Source organism: Bacteroidia bacterium, assembly GCA_037045145.1.
GTDB lineage: Bacteria > Bacteroidota > Bacteroidia > AKYH767-A > OLB10 > OLB10.
Window position 1 is genome coordinate 1,736,949 of record JBAOIA010000011.1, and the last position, 17,594, is coordinate 1,754,542.

At 35.6% G+C, this 17,594-nt stretch carries 15 protein-coding genes; 9 read left to right on the forward strand and 6 right to left on the reverse strand.

Features of this window, described 5'->3' with window-relative positions:
* Window positions 1-22: 22 nt before the first annotated feature.
* Window positions 23-790 carry a 16S rRNA (adenine(1518)-N(6)/adenine(1519)-N(6))-dimethyltransferase RsmA gene (gene rsmA / locus V9G42_08250; protein MEI2759403.1) on the reverse strand — a complete coding sequence of 256 codons (768 nt, stop codon included), beginning with the start codon at window positions 788-790 and terminating at the stop codon, window positions 23-25.
* Between the two features lie 141 nt (window positions 791-931).
* Between rsmA and V9G42_08255 the strand changes: the two genes are divergently transcribed.
* A complete protein-coding gene (locus V9G42_08255) occupies window positions 932-1,687 on the forward strand; it encodes a LytTR family DNA-binding domain-containing protein (GenBank protein MEI2759404.1) in 756 nt (251 codons plus the stop codon).
* Here the strand turns inward: V9G42_08255 and V9G42_08260 are convergent.
* Complete coding sequence (locus V9G42_08260) at window positions 1,684-2,949, reverse strand: dihydroorotase (protein MEI2759405.1); 1,266 nt, start codon at window positions 2,947-2,949, stop codon at window positions 1,684-1,686. The genes V9G42_08255 and V9G42_08260 overlap by 4 nt on opposite strands.
* A gap of 10 nt (window positions 2,950-2,959) precedes the next feature.
* On the reverse strand, window positions 2,960-5,011 hold the full coding sequence (locus V9G42_08265) for a BatA domain-containing protein (protein MEI2759406.1): 2,052 nt from the start codon (window positions 5,009-5,011) through the stop codon (window positions 2,960-2,962).
* Between the two features lie 96 nt (window positions 5,012-5,107).
* On the opposite strand from V9G42_08265, the gene V9G42_08270 reads away from it, so the two are divergent.
* Window positions 5,108-5,713, forward strand: coding sequence for a ribonuclease HII (locus tag V9G42_08270; protein ID MEI2759407.1), 606 nt, complete (start codon window positions 5,108-5,110; stop codon window positions 5,711-5,713).
* Between the two features lie 11 nt (window positions 5,714-5,724).
* Here V9G42_08270 and V9G42_08275 read toward each other — a convergent pair whose 3' ends face one another.
* From V9G42_08275 to lepB, 3 genes are read right to left on the reverse strand one after another with little or no spacing between them, the layout of a single operon-like run.
* On the reverse strand, window positions 5,725-6,951 hold the full coding sequence (locus V9G42_08275; protein ID MEI2759408.1) for an HD domain-containing protein: 1,227 nt from the start codon (window positions 6,949-6,951) through the stop codon (window positions 5,725-5,727).
* A gap of 58 nt (window positions 6,952-7,009) precedes the next feature.
* Window positions 7,010-7,591, reverse strand: coding sequence for a WbqC family protein (locus V9G42_08280; GenBank protein ID MEI2759409.1), 582 nt, complete (start codon window positions 7,589-7,591; stop codon window positions 7,010-7,012).
* Window positions 7,591-8,697: a signal peptidase I gene (gene lepB / locus V9G42_08285; protein MEI2759410.1), complete on the reverse strand. Its 1,107-nt coding sequence runs from the start codon at window positions 8,695-8,697 to the stop codon at window positions 7,591-7,593. Before lepB ends, V9G42_08280 begins: the two co-directional genes overlap by 1 nt.
* Window positions 8,698-8,949: 252 nt before the next feature.
* Between lepB and V9G42_08290 the strand changes: the two genes are divergently transcribed.
* From V9G42_08290 to V9G42_08320, 7 genes are all read left to right on the forward strand, one after another.
* Window positions 8,950-10,080 carry a hypothetical protein gene (locus V9G42_08290; protein ID MEI2759411.1) on the forward strand — a complete coding sequence of 377 codons (1,131 nt, stop codon included), beginning with the start codon at window positions 8,950-8,952 and terminating at the stop codon, window positions 10,078-10,080.
* A gap of 70 nt (window positions 10,081-10,150) precedes the next feature.
* The gene (locus V9G42_08295) at window positions 10,151-11,056 is read left to right on the forward strand and encodes an NAD(P)-dependent oxidoreductase (protein MEI2759412.1); all 906 of its coding nucleotides are present in this window, start codon (window positions 10,151-10,153) and stop codon (window positions 11,054-11,056) included.
* Complete coding sequence (locus V9G42_08300; GenBank protein MEI2759413.1) at window positions 11,053-12,186, forward strand: glycosyltransferase family 4 protein; 1,134 nt, start codon at window positions 11,053-11,055, stop codon at window positions 12,184-12,186. The genes V9G42_08295 and V9G42_08300 overlap by 4 nt, the downstream gene beginning before the upstream one ends.
* Window positions 12,187-12,215: 29 nt before the next feature.
* Window positions 12,216-13,535, forward strand: a complete 1,320-nt coding sequence (locus tag V9G42_08305; GenBank protein ID MEI2759414.1) for an O-antigen ligase family protein — start codon at window positions 12,216-12,218, stop codon at window positions 13,533-13,535.
* The gene (locus tag V9G42_08310) at window positions 13,495-14,565 is read left to right on the forward strand and encodes a glycosyltransferase family 4 protein (protein ID MEI2759415.1); all 1,071 of its coding nucleotides are present in this window, start codon (window positions 13,495-13,497) and stop codon (window positions 14,563-14,565) included. Before V9G42_08305 ends, V9G42_08310 begins: the two co-directional genes overlap by 41 nt.
* Before the next feature lie 3 nt (window positions 14,566-14,568).
* Entirely contained in the window at window positions 14,569-16,437 is a 1,869-nt protein-coding gene (gene asnB, locus V9G42_08315) for an asparagine synthase (glutamine-hydrolyzing) (protein ID MEI2759416.1), read from the forward strand.
* Window positions 16,437-17,591: a glycosyltransferase gene (locus V9G42_08320; GenBank protein ID MEI2759417.1), complete on the forward strand. Its 1,155-nt coding sequence runs from the start codon at window positions 16,437-16,439 to the stop codon at window positions 17,589-17,591. The genes asnB and V9G42_08320 overlap by 1 nt, the downstream gene beginning before the upstream one ends.
* Window positions 17,592-17,594 lie beyond the last annotated feature (3 nt).

The following is a 17,594-nucleotide window of genomic DNA, read 5'->3' on the forward strand; positions in this document are numbered from 1 at the left end:
CAATGCCGATTTACTCATCAAGTTATTTGTAGAACCATTGAGTTAACTCATCAAACTGTGTCCAATGCAGTTCCTCAGCTCTCTTGCTGCTGAAAGGTAATTCACCTTTCTCCGGCATAGTGGAAGAAATATGTTTTAATGCGTTTTTTAAAGTTTTACGTCTTTGATTAAATGCAGCTTTAACTATTTTTCTGAAATCAGATTCATTACAGGTTAGTTTTTTTGTAGGATTTAATTTAAGCCTGATGACACCTGATTTAACTTTAGGAGGAGGGTTGAAAACATTAGGCTCAACAGTAAATAAATATTCGCAATCATAACACGATTGAAGTAATACACTTTGTATTCCGTAAGCTTTTTTGCCTGGTGCAGAACAAATACGTTCTGCAACTTCCTTTTGAAACATTCCCACAACTTCAGGAATTAAGTTTTTATTTTCATATACTTTAAAAAGTATTTGTGTTGAAATGTTATAAGGAAAGTTGCCGATAATGGCAGTAGGTACAGCGATAATATTGTTTAAGTCAACATGCAAAAAATCTTCTTGTAACAGATTGAATTTAGAGCTGTCAAATTGTTGAGTGAGATATTCCACAGCGTCTTTGTCTATTTCAATCAAGGTTAACTTTCCGGCAAAACGGTGAATCAATTCTTCTGTCAAAACACCCATTCCCGGACCAATTTCAATAACATGATTGTATTGGTTTAAAGAGAGTGAATCTACAATAGTGTTTGCAATGTTCTTGTCAATTAAAAAATGCTGGCCAAGATGTTTTTTAGGTCTAACCATATTAAGTTTTTAAGATTTGCAAAAATGCAAATTTGATTTCTTTTGACACTTGAAATTGATAAAAGTTGTTGAGGTGAAAATTGTAGTTAATTTTGCTGATTGCCAAATTTTTATTTTTGTATTAAAATCTCTATATTTATTGTGAAGCTAACAACACTTATTATTGAAGATGATGCCATGCAGGCAGCAAGTCTGAAAAAGATGGTGGAGGCAGCATGTCCTGAAATTGCTGTTTTAGATGTCTGTTACACAATACCACAGGCTGAAGAAGCAATTAGAAAAATGAAACCGCAATTTATTTTTCTTGACATAATGATGGAACCATTTACAGGATTTGATTTATTAAACCGATTTGTTGAAATTGATTTTGAGGTTATTTTTACAACTACCTATCAGGATTTTGCATATAAGGCAATTAAAGTTTCTGCAGTGGATTTTCTCCTTAAGCCATTTGGCGATGATGAGCTTAAACTTGCTGTTAACAAGTTAAAAGAAAGAATTGCATCTACGCAAACTCTGGGATACCTGAATTTGCTCAAGCTTAATATTCAGAAAAAACCTGAAGCGATGCAATTGGCTATTCCTGCTCTTACTGGTTACAGATTTGTTGAAGTCAGACAGATATTATGTGTTGAGAGCAGTGGGAAGTTTAATCAGGTCTTTTTGATAAATGGAGATGATTTTATCAGTACAATAACGCTGACAGAAATAGAAAAATTAGTTCCGGACATAATGTTTTTCAGATCTGCAAAGAATTTTATTGTCAACTTATCTTATGTCGTTGAGTATTTAAAAACGAAGGAAAAGTTAATTTTAAAAAACGGTAAGTCAGCTCCACTTTCACGGTTACGAAAAAATTCATTTATGGCAGCAATCAATCGCTTTCAGAATTTTTAAAAGCCACTTAATTTGTTGTTGTTAATTACGCCAACAACTTTACCACTGAATTCTGTACCTTGAAATGGCGTGTTTCTCGATTTTGAAAACATTTCCTTCTCTGAAAAAATCCAGGCTTTGTCCGGATGATAAACTGTCATGTTTGCCGCTTCACCTTCATTGATGAAAGGGGTATCCAAATTAAGAATTTTACGTGGATTGCCTGAAAAAATATTGAATAAAATTTCAGCATCAAGTTGACCTTTAAATGCTGTGCTTAATGTTGCAAATGTTGTTTCAATGGATGAAATACCGTGTGCTGCATAAGCATATTCGCAGTTTTTTACTTCAATATCTTGTGGGGAGTGATCACTGCTTATACAATCTATTACTCCATCTGCAATTCCTTTTTTTAGTGCCTGTATGTCTGCTTTGCTTCTCAATACAGGTTTTACTTTGAATTTGCTGTTAAACGATTCAACTAAAGTTTCATCAAGCATTAAATGGTGTGCATATACCTCTGTTGTAATTTTTATTCCTTTTGACTTTGCATTTCGAATTTGCACCACGCTTCCTGCTGTACTTATTCCACTGATATGAACCGGTATTCCTGTATATTCAGCAATCCTGATAATGCGGTTTAACCCGATTTCTTCTGCCACCGCAGGGCAGCCTTTCATTCCTGTTTTTACACTGCTGAGGCTTTCATTTATCAAATAATTGTTGCTTAAGGTTGGTTCGTCAGCATACGAAATAATTCTTGCACCAAATGTGTTGCAATATTGTAATGCTCTTACAAGCAATCCCGGGTCGTTAGTTTTTTTGTCATCAGTAAAGGCAATGGCTCCCGAAACATACATTTCATAAAGTTCTGCCATGTCAATACCTTTTCTGTCAACTGTGAGGCATCCTGCAACATGAACATTAACCAAACTGTTTCGGCATTTGTTCAGTATAAACTCTGTGTCACTTTTAGATTGAATAGGATAGTAAGTTGATGGCATTAATAACACTTCTGTAAACCCACCTGCTGCAGCGGCTTTTGTGCCACTAAAAAGATCTTCCTTATGCTCTTCGCCAGGCTCTCGGAAATTTACTCGCATATCAAACCAGCCGGGCATTACAAAACAACCTTTCAGGTCAAGTTCTTTTATTCCATCGTCATTACTCGCGTTTGTTGTTATACTTTTTATTTTCCCGTTAACAATAACAATATCACGCGTCTTTTGATGATGAGCGGTTCCCGGGTTGATAATCCGTACTGATTTTAAGATTATATCCATGGTTTTAAGATTAGTGTGTTACCATTTTTCTGTCATTACGAAGTAATAATGTTTCAGCTACTAAAAAAAACAATGTAGCCAATATGCAATATTTCCAGAGTGAAATACCTGAAGCATATTGCCTGATAAATTTTGTGAGACCGCTGCTTGTGGGGTTAACCACTTCTATTGATTTGAATTTGCCATTGTCATACAAGCTTTTTAATTCGTCATCATTGAAAGCTTTCGGGTCAGATTCTTTTCTGTTATAATTTAGTGCAATTATTGAAAGTGTGCTGTCGTTTAAGTTTTTCAGCTGATAAAAACCCGCCTGTTCAATACCTGTCAAATTGATTAATGTTCCATCATTTGTGGTTTTAAATTCAGGAATAATATCCGTTTTTGTATCACTGTTAATTAAATGTAACACATCATTTGTTTGTAATGACGATGAGATTTTAACATCACTATTGTTACCGATAAATAAAGTAGGCTGAGATGAAGGCGCACTTAACAATAAGGTTTTGAAAAGTACGGGGGCAAACAATGCATGTGTAACAAAAGTGCCTGCAGCAGGTTGTGCAGCTGATGTAAACTGGTAAACATTGCCAAATTTTCTATGATAATAATTTAAAAAAGAATGTCCACCCTGCATTTGCATTAATACAGTTTTCCCTGATTTTAATGATGAAATTGTTTCATAACTCAAATTCACTTCAGGTAAACTCATTCTGTCATCTGTCTTTTCAAACATATCCTGAAACAACGGGTTGTCAAAGTCAAGTTTGACAACACTATTATTGTTTATGTTTATACTACTATAATTTTCTATATTCAGTTTTCCAAAAAGATTTTCATAGCCATTAGGTGTAATATTAGAATCAGGGAAAATAATTAATGTGCCGCCTGATTCAACAAAATGTGCAAGTTCATCACTCATCCCTGTAGAGATGTCTTTAATGTCTGTAAGGATTACCGCATTGCACCTTTTCAGCATGGCATAATCAACAGCATTTTGTGTGCTGAATTTATATTCTATTAAACTGTTATTTGCTAAGAGCTTATCAATGAAAATATTTTTAGCGCCTCCAATATGGTAAACAGGAATTTTGTCAGCAATACGAAAAGAAAGATAATAGGTGTCGTCAAAAGTAATCGGGTTATCGTCAATTTCTGCTTTTGCCAATTGCCATCCGGGCTGTGTTATGGTAAAATTCATTTTAATGGTAGCATCCATACCTGCATTTACTTTTACTGATGCTACTGTTTTTTGTGAGTTGTTTATATAAAATCTAACCGGTACTTCGGCATCTGCGTCACCGTAGTTTCTGACTTTGACATTCAGCTCTGATGGAACATTAAGCTGAATTACGGGAGCGCTAAGCCAGCAACTGTCAATTGTAATGTTTTTTACTTCTTCAGCTTCGGTTTTAAGTAAATTCAATTTTAAGGTGCTATCATTAATTCCTGGTTGAATATCAAAGAAATTCTTCTGAAAGTCTGATATAATAAATGATGACCGATTGTATGAGTTTGATTTTTTTAATGCATCTGTTTGACGGATTAATATTTCATTGATGTTACGGCTTTGCGGATTTATTTTAATACGGTCTGTTAGCTCAAGTAATTCATCACGGTCAATGAGTCGTTGCTGTTCGCCTTTAAACTCATTTGTCAATAACTGAAATTTTGTTGATGATGGCAGTGAAGTTGCAATGGTTCTGCATTTATCTTTTGCCACATCAAGTAATGTACCTTCCTTGCCTGAAAGATTCATGCTGAAAGAATTGTCAATATAAATACTGACGATTTGTTGTCCTGATGATTCTGTTGGCTTGGTAGGAATAAACGGTTGTGCAAAAGCAAGAATCAAAAAAGCCAGCGCCATAAGACGCATTAACAATACCAACAAGTGTTTTAACCTAGAGTGTGATTGTGTTTGCTCTTTTATTTCTTTCAGAAATCGCACATTGGTGAATTCGATTTTTTTGAATCGCCTGAAATTAAACAGATGTATGATAATAGGAATAGAAAGAGCTGCCAGAAACCAAAGAAAAAAAGGATAAACGAATTGTATTGGCATTTTTAATTGAGGAACGGTACAAATATAATTAAATATGCTCCAATAAAGTTAAAGTTGTGTGAGTAATTAAAATAATGCATTTATTTTTGCCCTGATATGCTTAAAGCTTATTTTTCTGAAGATGTTGAAGCCGGCATTGATGAAGCCGGCAGAGGTTGTTTGGCAGGTCCTGTTTTTGCTGCTGCTGTAATTCTCCCTCGTGATTTCAGGAATCCTCTGTTGAATGATTCAAAAAAACTTTCTTCTTCGCAAAGAGATAAATTACGCAAAGTTGTTGAGGAAGAGGCATTGGCCTGGGCAGTGGCTTTCAGCACACATACCGAGATTGACAAAATTAATATTTTGCAGGCAACCTATCGTGCCATGCACAAGGCAATAGCAGCGTTGGAAGTATTACCCGAAAGGTTGCTTATAGATGGAAACAGGTTTAAAAAGTATAAAACACTGCCTCATAATTGTATTGTTAAAGGAGATGGTTTGTTTTCATCTATTGCTGCTGCCTCTGTTCTTGCAAAAACACATCGTGATGAGTATATGCTGAAATTGCACTATAAATACCCTGTTTATAGTTGGGATAAAAATAAAGCTTATGCCACAGCAATTCATGTTGAAGCAATTAAGAAATACGGGCTATCACCTTATCATAGAAAATCGTTTCATCTGAAATCATTACAGCCCAAGTTTATTTTTCCTGAAAATTGAATTGGAATTTCTTACAAGCAACCGAAGTCAACACATAAATAATGTTTTACCACTGGCTTACTTAGTGCAGAAATACTTAAGTTGTCCGAAGCATCAGCAATATCTATAATGGTGTTGTCTTTGAAAAGTATATGTATATTTTCCTGACTTGTTGTGTATGCACTGTTTTCAATTTTCCCTGTAAAAACAAGACTTGCAGCTTCTTCCTCTGTGATATTGTAAACTTTTTCAGCCTTCTTTAAATAAGTATCTGTTTCTATTTGTGTAAAGGGCTTATCCTGCAATCTTATTTTAAACAAATTTCTGTCAATTAATCCTTTACATAAATGTGATAAAAGAAAATCATCATGGTGCATCCATTCTTTAATACTTGTAAAAATGTCAAAGTCATCAAGCTGACAAAATTCATCAATCAGATGCGGTTGTTTTTTAAATTCTTCAGCTGTAAAATTATTTTTAAGAAATGTTTTAAATGATTTTGTTCCGAATAAATCATCCCCTTTGGAGGTCAGAAAACGTGCTCTTTTTAAAGTGTTGATGAGTTGATTTTCTGCTGCAAGAACAGTTTTATGTAAATAAACCTGCCAGTACATTAATCTTCTTGCAACAATAAATTTTTCGACTGAGTAAATTCCTTTAGCATCAATAACCAACTTGTCGTCAAATACATTGAGCATTTTTAATATTCTTTCGCTGCTGATAATTCCTTCAGAAACACCTGTAAAAAAACTATCGCGTGCCAGATAATCCAATCTATCCATATCCAACTGACTGCTGACTAACTGATGCAGAAACTTTTTAGGATAAACATTTTTAAAAATTGCTATTGCCATGTTCAATGCACCGCCCAAATTCTCATTGATTTTCTCCATAATCATCATTGAAATCTCTTCGTGCATCAGATGTGCAACAAGTGTGTGCTCTAAAGCATGCGAAAAAGGGCCATGCCCGATGTCATGTAATAAAATAGCCGCACTCACTGCTTCCTCTTCAGCAGTCGTGATTTCATGACCTTTGTTTCTTAAAGTCTCAATGGCGATTTGAGTAATATGCATTGCGCCAATAGCATGATGAAATCGTGTGTGCATTGCACCCGGATAAACATATTGTGCAAGCCCCAATTGCCGAATGCGTCTCAGTCTTTGAAAGTATGGATGTTCTATCAGGTCGAAGATAAATTCAGAAGGAATGGTTATAAAACCATATACCGGATCATTAATGATTTTTTTCTTATTCACTGTTTATTGGGTAAACAACAAAAGTAGATAATAGTATGGTTGGTTTTTTAAAGTGAAATTACAATGCACCGTTAAACAAGGCATCAATAGCACTTAGGTTTGAAACAAACCCCGTTTTCCCTGAAAATACCTGAGGGTAGGAAGGGAGTATTATTTTAGAAATTTGATTTTGTGATTTTTCATCGGAGATATAACGAAAGTCATTTTCGTAACTCGACTGAAATGATGTAGTAAAATTTATTGCCATAGTTTTCTTTTGGGCTTTCAACAGGAATGATAGAATTCTTGTATTTAGTTCAATCAATAATTGATGTTTGTCAAATATAATGGACTCTAATTCGTCTTTATAAAATTCAAACAATGCACTTCTGTTATATGCAGTAGTTAAACTGCGCCAATGTTGTTGCTTCCATTTGCCATCAATAATTTCAATATTGCCTGTAGGTGTTTTTACATGGTTTTGTTTTATGGGAACAGTAAGCCTTTGCATGCCATTAGGACCAAGAATATGACAACGATTTCTGTTAGTCTGATGTGGAAAATACTCATTGACTTCGATAATTATCTCATCGAATAGAAGAAGATGTTTGATGTATTCTAACGAAGGAAAATATGTTGTTGAAAATACTGCAACAGACATTAATGAATAAAGTTAAATAAGCGACCCCATCTTACTTTATCGAAGAAAGTGCCATTGCTATTCCAACTCATCCAGATAAAGACAGCCTTGCCTACAATATGGTCTTCTGGAACAAATCCCCAGAAACGGGAATCAGCACTGTTATGCCTGTTATCACCCATCATCCAATAGTAATCTTGTTTGAATGTGTAGGTGGTAGTTGGTATCCCATTAATAATAAATTGATTCCCTTTTATGACTAAGGTATTATCTTCAAACTCAACAATACAACGTTGATAAAATGGAAGATTTGCTTCGGTTAATGTTATGGTTTTTCCAGCTTTAGGAATCCATATCGGCCCGTAGTTGTCAATATTCCAGTCATATCTTGTATCAAATGGAAATAATTTTTGAAACTGACTTGGTGCGCCTGGAAGCTGATTATACAACTCAACACTTTTTATAAAAGGTAGTTTTTTTAATTCATCTGCAATTTCCTGAGTCAGTGTAAACTGATAAATTCCATTTCCAAGATTTGCACCTTCATAAATATTATATTTCTCTAAGGTTTTCGGATTGATAGTGTTGCCATCTGTTATTACAGTGTATGTCATTTGTCCATGTTCTGGTAGTGGCACAGGTTTGTTATTTACAAACAAAAGACCATCAATAATTTTTAAACTATCTCCTGGAATACCTACACATCTTTTAATGTAATGGGTTTTTTTGTCAATTGGTCTTTTCAAATCATCGTCTGGATAAAATATATTTCCCGGATAATTAAAAACAACAACATCGTTGTTTTTAATATTTCCAAATCCCGGAAGGCGATGGTAACCCCACTTCACTGCATCACTGTACGATTTTCCACCAATTAGCGGCAATTCCTGATGTACAAAGGGAAAAGATAAAGGGGTCATTGGCGTTCTTGCACCATAACTCACTTTGCTGACAAATAGAAAATCGCCAACGAGCAACGACTTTTCCATTGATGGTGTTGGTATCGTAAATGCTTCAATTAAAAAGGTTCTAATAATTGTTGCAGCTACAACAGCAAAAACTAATGCATCAATCCACTCACGCGTTTTACTTTTGCGTCCATTGCTTTTCCAAAATTTCCAGTTCATTTGTAACAGGTTGTATTTATTCCGGGACGAAAATAAGATTCCTTTAATAATAAATCCGCTATTTATCACAGCATTTTCAACCGGGTTTTTAAGACTTCATGACATAGTCACAAAAAGTGCATAAAGCAAGCATTTTCACACTAAAGAAGGCTCGTTATGATAATAGTGTTAATTCTGTTTGTTGAAAAGTACATTAGGTACATTGGAAACCTACATGCTTAATCATGTTTCTTTGCTTGAAAAAGTTAAAATATGATTTATCTTACCTATGCCGATCAGCCTTCTGGTGTTTATTCCAGTCAAGTAATCGATGTATGTAATTTTTTAAATGAGAGTCACAATGCACAAATCAGGTTGGTGTCATTCATTTCCCTGCACAGTTTCAGTAAAAACAGGCAAAAAATTATACAAGAAATGCCCTCAGCAATTGTCTTGCCGATGTTACCTCGGATGACAAGTTTTGGATTTAATACCTTGATGTTGTTTTTTGTTTTACTCATGCTTAACCAACGAAGTGTTATTGCCCGAAATGTCCTTGCAACAAGATTAGCATTGCGTCTAAAGTCGTTTTTGAAACTAAAAGTGTGTTTTGATGGTCGTGGTGCAATAGCTGCAGAATGGAATGAATATCAGGTAGTGCCACTTCAGGAATGGAAAACTAATATTCATACATGGGAAAAATCTGTTGTGTTGAATGCTGATTTTCGAATAGCCGTTTCAGAAGAATTGGTAAAGTATTGGAATGTGCGATATGGTTACAATGAAAACAATCATGTTGTAATTCCATGTACATTAAACACAGGTTTTCGCCCTGAAATGTTGAAGCAAGAGGAAATTGAAAAAGAAAGACAAAAAATGAACTTTAAGCCTGATGATATTGTATTGGTATATTCCGGTTCAACGGCAGGATGGCAGTCATTTGATTTGTTGCAGGGTTTTCTGCAGAAGAATCTTAGTGAGAACAAAAACGTTAAAGTGCTCTTTCTCTCTGAAAAGGATAAAAATGTAGATCAGTTGAAGATAGTTTTCCCGGATAAAATTTTTCAGACTTTTGTAAAACACAGTGAAGTTTCAGGGATTTTGAAATCATGCGATATTGGAATTTTAATTAGAGAGAAAAGTGTAACCAATCAGGTAGCATCGCCTACAAAGTTTGCTGAATATCTATCTGCAGGTCTGCCTGTAATTATTTCCGAAGGTATTGGAGATTATACGTCATTTGTACAGCAAAATGATTGTGGATGGGTGTTGGATAAAACTTCGTTGCAGTTGAATCGTTTGGAAATCTCAGCACGAAACAGGTTACTTCAATTAGTCATTGACAACTTTACTAAAAAATCACACAATGCAAGTTATACCAATTTAATACACTTTATGACTTAAACTTTTTTATAAAACATTCGTACAACAAGCCTTTAAAAAGAAACATAGAAATTTATAACCACCATTTTTTATGAAACGGATATTAGTAACAGGCGGTGCAGGATTTATTGGCTCGGCCGTAATTGCACACCTTCAGAAGCAAAAACATGAAATTTTTGTAATCGACAATCTTTCATTTGGCAACAGGCAGTTTATCAATATTGATGACAGTCATTTTTTTAATGCCGATATTCTTGATGAACAACGAATTGATGAGATTATTGGTAAAATCATGCCCCAATATATTATTCATTTGGCAGCAGTGCATTTTATTCCCTATTGCAATCAACATCCCTATGAGAGTAGCAACATCAACATAAGAGGAACAATGCACCTTTTAAAGGCAGCAAAAAAATATACTCCTGAGAAAGTGTTTTTTGCATCTACAGCTGCGGTTTATCCTATTTATGACTTAGCTGTGAGTGAGAGTTTTGCCACCGGCCCTATGGATATTTATGGATTATCAAAACTAACAGGCGAGCATTTATGCAATGAGTTTTTTTTAGAGACGGATATCCCTGTTGTTGTTTGCAGGTTTTTTAATGCCTTTGGTCCTAATGAAACCAATCCGCACCTGATACCTGAAATTCAGCAACAAGTTCTTGAAGGAAAACGGGTAATTAAATTAGGCAACCTTACTCCCAAACGTGATTTTATTCACACCTACGATATGGCAGCTGCCGTTGAAACTTTGTTAACGCATGTAGAAGGAGGTATTCATACCTACAATCTCGGTCGCGGCATTGAGTATTCTGTTACAGAAATTGTTGATGCTTTTTCAAAAGCTATAAACGAAAAAATAGAAATAGAAGTGGATCAGACAAGAGTTCGTAAAGTAGAAAGACAACATTTACTTGCTGATGTTTCTAAACTGAAGTCGCTTGGATGGACACCAAAAATAGGAATAGAAGATGGCATTAAAACATTGGTGCAATGAGTCAACCTATTCAGGTAGTTTTTTGTACAGATGGTGTTTATCCTCAACTTGTTGGTGGAATTCAAAAACATACACGTTTATTAGTTGAAGAACTGGCAAAAACTAAGAAAATAAATATTGCAGTTATTCATCAGCATCATGAGCAGAATGTATTTGATGCATCATTGAATATTACTGAAATTGGAATCAAACGTAACAAACACAGCAACAATTATCTGTTAAATGAGTATTACTATTCTAAACAGGTTTATGAGGCATTGAAACAGTTTCCTGATGCAATTATTTATGCGCAAGGAATGTCCGTTTGGCACAATATTGATAAAATTGGAAATCGTGTTATACTCAACCCTCATGGATTGGAATTTTATCAGGCACTTTCTTTTACCGATAAATTAAAAGCCATGCCATTTAAGTTTGTTTTTGGTTATCTTTTTTCAAAGGCAGCAAAAGTAGTTTCACTGGGTGGTCGTTTAACACAGCTATTAAGAAGTAATATTAAAAATCACAATAGTAAAATTGTTGTGTTGCCAAATGCAATAAATCTGCCTTCTCAAAAATTTGAGCGGACTGCTTTTGGTCAGAGGCCGTTAAAACTTTTGTTTGTAGGAAGATTTGCCGCTAATAAAGGAATTCATGTATTGATGGATGCAGCAACACAACTGAATAATGGTGGGTATAAAAATGAGATAGAATTTCATTTAGTGGGTAAAGGTCCGTTGTTTGAACATTTCAGTACAACTGTAAAAGAACCAAATGTAATTTTTCATGGTTTTGCCGATGATGAAAAACTAAACAGCCTTTATAAAGAATGTGACGTTTTTGTCTTGCCAACATTGTTTGAGGGAATGCCAACAGTAGTATTGGAAGCTATGAGTTATTCCTTGCCTGTTATTGTAACAGATACTGGTGCAACTACTGTTATGGTTGATTCTTTAAATGGATACATCATTGAGAAATCTGATGTAAAATCTCTGAAAGATGCCATATCTATGTACTTTGTTTTGAATGAGCAGGCGAAAAAGCGAATGGCCGAACAGTCATACATAAGAGTCAAAGAGAAGTTTACCTGGCCTGTGATTGCACAACAACATCTCGAACTATTTCAACAAATGAAGGAACAGAAAACATAATTGTTAATTTTGCAATTCTAAACCACCAAATGCTTCAGTTTATCCGCAATAATTCACAGTTTGTTATCATGTGTTTAGCATGGGTGTTGTGCGGTATCATCAATCAAAATCTTGGCGTAGCCGCAGTAACTCTGAGTGTTGTGATGCTCAAAATGAAAGGCATGTATAAAGAACTGATTTTAGGGTTGCTGTTTTTGCTCATCATGAGTGATAGCCGGCAGACAGAAGCACTTTATGCCGCTACCGCTAAAAATATTTATATTGTTTTGCTATCGGTGTTTTATTTTTTCGATAGAAAAAATTTCAGCGGCAGCAATGATTACTTCAAACCTTTTATTCCATTTTTTATCTGGGGTGGACTCATGCTTTTGCAAGCACCTTCGGTAAATTTCACCAACAGTGCCATGAAAACATTAAGTTATGTGCTTCTTTTTACTGTTGTTCCGGCCTATTTCCTCAAACAATTTCGTGAAGAGGGCGAATCGTTTTTAAGAGACGTAATAATGTTATTTTGTTTGATCCTCTTAGTAGGAGTTATCATGATTCCATTGTTCCCTAACACAGTTTTTTTGGTAGGACGATTTTGTGGCGTGTATGGAAACCCGAACGGTATTGGTATTGCTTGTACCTTGCTTTTCATACTCGTTTATGTTTCTCTGAAAAAGTTCCCCGGACTACTCGACCAAAATGAAATACGGATAGTTTATGGGCTCATTATTTTAAGCACACTCTTAGCTGTTTCCCGAAATACCATGATGTCTATTTTGATATTTCTATTGTTTGCAAGATTCTATGAGATGGGATATTTTGCCGGATTTGCAGTGTTAATAGTGACTATCGTACTGTATGAAGTAATCAATCAGAATATTGTGGCCATCGTAGAAGCTATGGGACTTGGGCATTATCTTAGAGCAGAAGCCATTGAAGATGGTTCCGGAAGATTGATTGCTTGGCGTGCAGCATGGAAACAAATTCAGTCGCAGTTTTTTATGGGTAGAGGCTTTGCCTATGATGAATGGTATTTTTATGTCAACAGACATTGGCTAAGTGCCCTCGGACATCAGGGAGGTGTTCACAACTCATGGCTTGCATTGTGGATGAACACCGGATTGATAGGTCTGATTCTTTTTGCAGTTGGATTTATTAAAACGTATTTCAAAGCAATGTTGCATACTAAAATTGCATTCGCAGTGTTGTTTGCCGTTATTTTTTCAGCATCTTTTGAAGCATGGATTATGGGATCGCTAAATCCGTTTCACATCATTCTGATTTTAATTTTAAATATATTAATTCACGAAGAACAGTTTAATGCAGACAAGCAAGAAGAAAGCCTTATTCCTGTATCTTGAACCTGCCGGATATGTGGAAGCCTGTTTTAAAAAAACAGTGCAAAACTATCCTGTCGAGCTACATATAGTAAAGTATCCGTTGGACCCCAACGCCCCGTTTCGGTTTGATGCTGTTGAGGGCATTACCTATTATGACAGAAAACAGTATGATGGGCAAAAACTCAATGAACTGGCTGATGCAATCCAACCTGATTTTATTTTTTGTAATGGATGGATGGATAAGGGATATGTAAAAGTTGCCAAACAATATTCTGGAAAAATACCTACAGTGCTTGCATTCGATAATTTGTGGGAAGGAAAACTTAAACAATACATAGCTTCAGTAACAGCACCATTTGTTTTACCTCGCATTTTTTCACATTGTTGGGTTCCCGGGCAACCACAAGTAGTATATGCCAAAAAATTAGGATTTAAAGAGAGTAGAATAGAAACAGGCATGTATTCAGCCAATTACGAATTGTTCAATCAGGCATATCAAAAGATAATGCCAATTAAGGAAAAGAAGTTTCCAAAACGCTTTATTTTTGTTGGTCGTTATATTGAAATTAAAGGTATTCGTGAACTGTGGCAGGCATTTATACAATTGCAGAATGAAATGCCAAATGAATGGGAGTTGTGGTGTTTGGGAAAAGGCCCGCTTGAAAAAGAGTTTCCACAGCATCCAAAAATCAGAAATGTAGGGTTTGTTCAACCTTCGGCAATGGAGGAATATTTACTTCAGACAGGTGTTTTTCTTTTACCAACTTACGATGAACATTGGGGTGTAGTCGTACATGAATATGCTATTGCAGGTTATCCGTTGTTGTTAAGTACAAAGGCACCTGCAGGATCGACATTTTTAAAACAAGGTGAGAACGGATATTACCATGAGCCGAGTAATGTTGAGTCATTGAAGAAAGCTTTAAAAAAAATAATGCTTTTATCTGATAGCACTTTAATCGAAATGGGTAAAAAAAGTCATGAATTGTCAAAGTCTATAACACCCGATATATGGGCTTCTGTAGTCTGGAAAATTTTAAACAGTAATTAAACTATGTGTGGAATAACCGGCATTTATGGAATGGGTAGTGTACAGTCGTCATCTACTATCAGGCAGATGAATAATGCTATTTCACATCGCGGCCCTGATGATGAAGGGTACTATATTGACGAGCAAGTTGCTCTTGGTCACCGTAGGTTAGCTATTATAGATCTCTCTCCTGCAGGACATCAGCCTATGCAAAGTAATGATGGCAATCTTGAAATTGCATTCAATGGTGAAATTTATAATTTTCAGGAAGTAAAAAAGCATCTTTCCGGATATGAATTTAAGTCAAACAGTGATACAGAAGTGATTCTTGCCGCCTTTATGAAATGGGGTAAAGATTGTTTGAGACATTTTAACGGTATGTTTGCTTTTGCCATTTGGGATAAAGCCAAACAGGAACTTTTTATTGCGCGCGACAGGTTAGGAATAAAACCTGTTTACTATTTCAGACAAGATAGAACTGTTTTGTTCAGCTCAGAAATCAGGTCGTTGCTGCAATCAGGAATTGTGCCTCGAAAGATTAACCGTAAAGTTGTTCATGAGTATTTTACTTATCAGACCATTCATGCCCCTGAGACGTTTATTAATAATGTGTTTATGCTCATGCCCGGTCATTGTATGACGATTAATGCTTCCGGAATAAATATTGAACGGTATTGGCATATTGTTGAGAACACTGATTTTTCTTCGGAGGGCAAGAGCTATGAAAATGTTTGTGCCGATATTAACAAACTGTTTTATGATGCTGTAAGCAGAAGATTAATCAGCGATGTGCCCTTTGGAGCATTTCTTTCCGGTGGCATTGACTCAAGTGCTGTGGTAGGAGCTATGAGCCGTATTCACTCACAACCTGTTAAAACATTTACCATTGCATTTGATGAATCGGAATTTAGTGAAGCAAAATTTGCAAAACTGATTGCTGATAAGTACCAAACAGATCATCATGAGTTTTTACTTAAACCGGAAGATTTTTTAAATTTATTGCCTGAAGCTATGAATGCTCTTGATCACCCTAGTGGTGATGGTCCTAACTCATATATTGTTTCAAAAATTACAAGACAAGCCGGTGTTACAATGGCTCTCTCAGGTCTTGGTGGTGATGAATTGTTTGCCGGTTATCCGGTATTTAAACGTACAGAATTGTTGCATCAAAAAAGCTGGCTTTGGAAATTGCCATTGCCTCTTCGCCACTTGTTGGGTAAATTAATTACAACATTAAAAAAAGATACTGCAAGCATTAAAATGCAACAGTTATTGCTGTCGCCAAACGCTTCTTTGCAATATTCTTTTCCTGTTTCAAGGCAAATAAGCAATACACAACAGTTGGCTGCATTTATCGAAGAAAAGTTTAATGGCATTGATGCTGTGAAATCAATAATAGAAGAATTGAATAAAAGCACTGTCAGACTTCCGCTCTTCAGCCAGGTGAGTGCAGCAGAAATATCAAGCTATATGCAAAACGTATTGCTGCGCGATACCGATCAGATGAGTATGGCTGTGGCTCTTGAAGTAAGAGTGCCGTTTCTTGACTATAAGTTGGTTGAATATGTGATGGGTGTTAAGGATGAATATAAAAACCCTGTTTATCCTAAGAAACTCTTGGTAGATAGTTTAGGTGATTTATTACCGGATGAAGTTGTGCACCGTAAAAAAATGGGTTTTGTTTTTCCATGGGAGAGATGGCTGAAAAAAGAGTTGAGTACTTTCTGCGGTGACCGCATTTACGCACTTGCTAATCGTGGCTTTATGAATAAAGAAGCACTTACTAACAGATGGCAAAGTTTTAATGAAGGAAAGCCGGGTGTACGTTGGCTCGATATGTGGCTTTGTGTAGTGCTTGAACATTGGCTTGAAAAAAATAATATTGAATACTGATGTCCTCAAGAAAAAAAATTCTGGTTGCAATTGACTGGTACCTTCCCGGATACAAAGCAGGCGGGCCAATACGTTCTTGTGCCAGTATAATAAACTGCCTGAAAGATGATTTTGACTTTGCCGTAATTACTTCCGATACCGATTTTAGCGATGACAAACCTTATACAGGAGTTGAGTCTGATGCATGGAATATTTTACCGGATGGTACACGTGTTTATTATTTTTCTCAAAGCAATTTCAGTCAGAAATCATTACGTGCGGTGATGCAAAGTGAACAGCCCGACATATTGTATATGAACAGCTTTTTCTCTCAAAACTTTACCTTAAAGCCATTGAAGATTGCACGAAAATATCTGCCAAAATGTAAGTGTATTATTGCACCAAGAGGTATGTTAGGTGCAGGTGCATTAGCTATTAAGCCATTGAAAAAACTTGCATTTATTTCTCTCTCTAAAATGCTTGCCACATTTGATAAAGTACGTTGGCATGCCAGCACAGAGCAAGAAGCAAAAGAGATAAAGGCAATGTTTGGCAATAGGGCAGAAGTCAGGGTAGCTTTAAATTTATCATCTGTAAAGCCTGCTGTGTCAGAAACAAAAATTAAAAATTCCGGTCAATTGAATTTGGTGTTTTTCAGTCGCGTCTCTAAAAAGAAAAATCTGCATCTTGTGTTGGAATGGCTTAAAGCAATTCCACAGCATCTTAAAGTTACATTTCAAATTTATGGTACACTTGAAGATGATGCTTACTGGAGTCAGTGCAAAGATTTGATTAAGTTGTTACCTCAAAATATTTCTGTTGAATACAAAGGCGTTATTGATGCCAGACAATCTGAATCAGTATTTGAAAACAATCATTTTTCAATATTGCTGACAATGCACGAAAACTATGGACATGCTATAGTTGAAAGTTTGGCATTTGGTGTTCCGGTAATTATCAGCAACAACACGCCATGGCATGGACTTGAAGCAAAATATGCCGGATTTGACTTTCCATTAGATAATCAACAGCATTTTATTGAAAGTCTGTTAAAAGCAGTTTCCATGGATCAGAAAACGTATAGCTTGTGGCAAAATGGAGCTATTGAACTTGCTAAAGAAGTATTAAACAATTCAGATACAGTAAATCAAAATAGAAAATTGTTTGCAGAATGATTT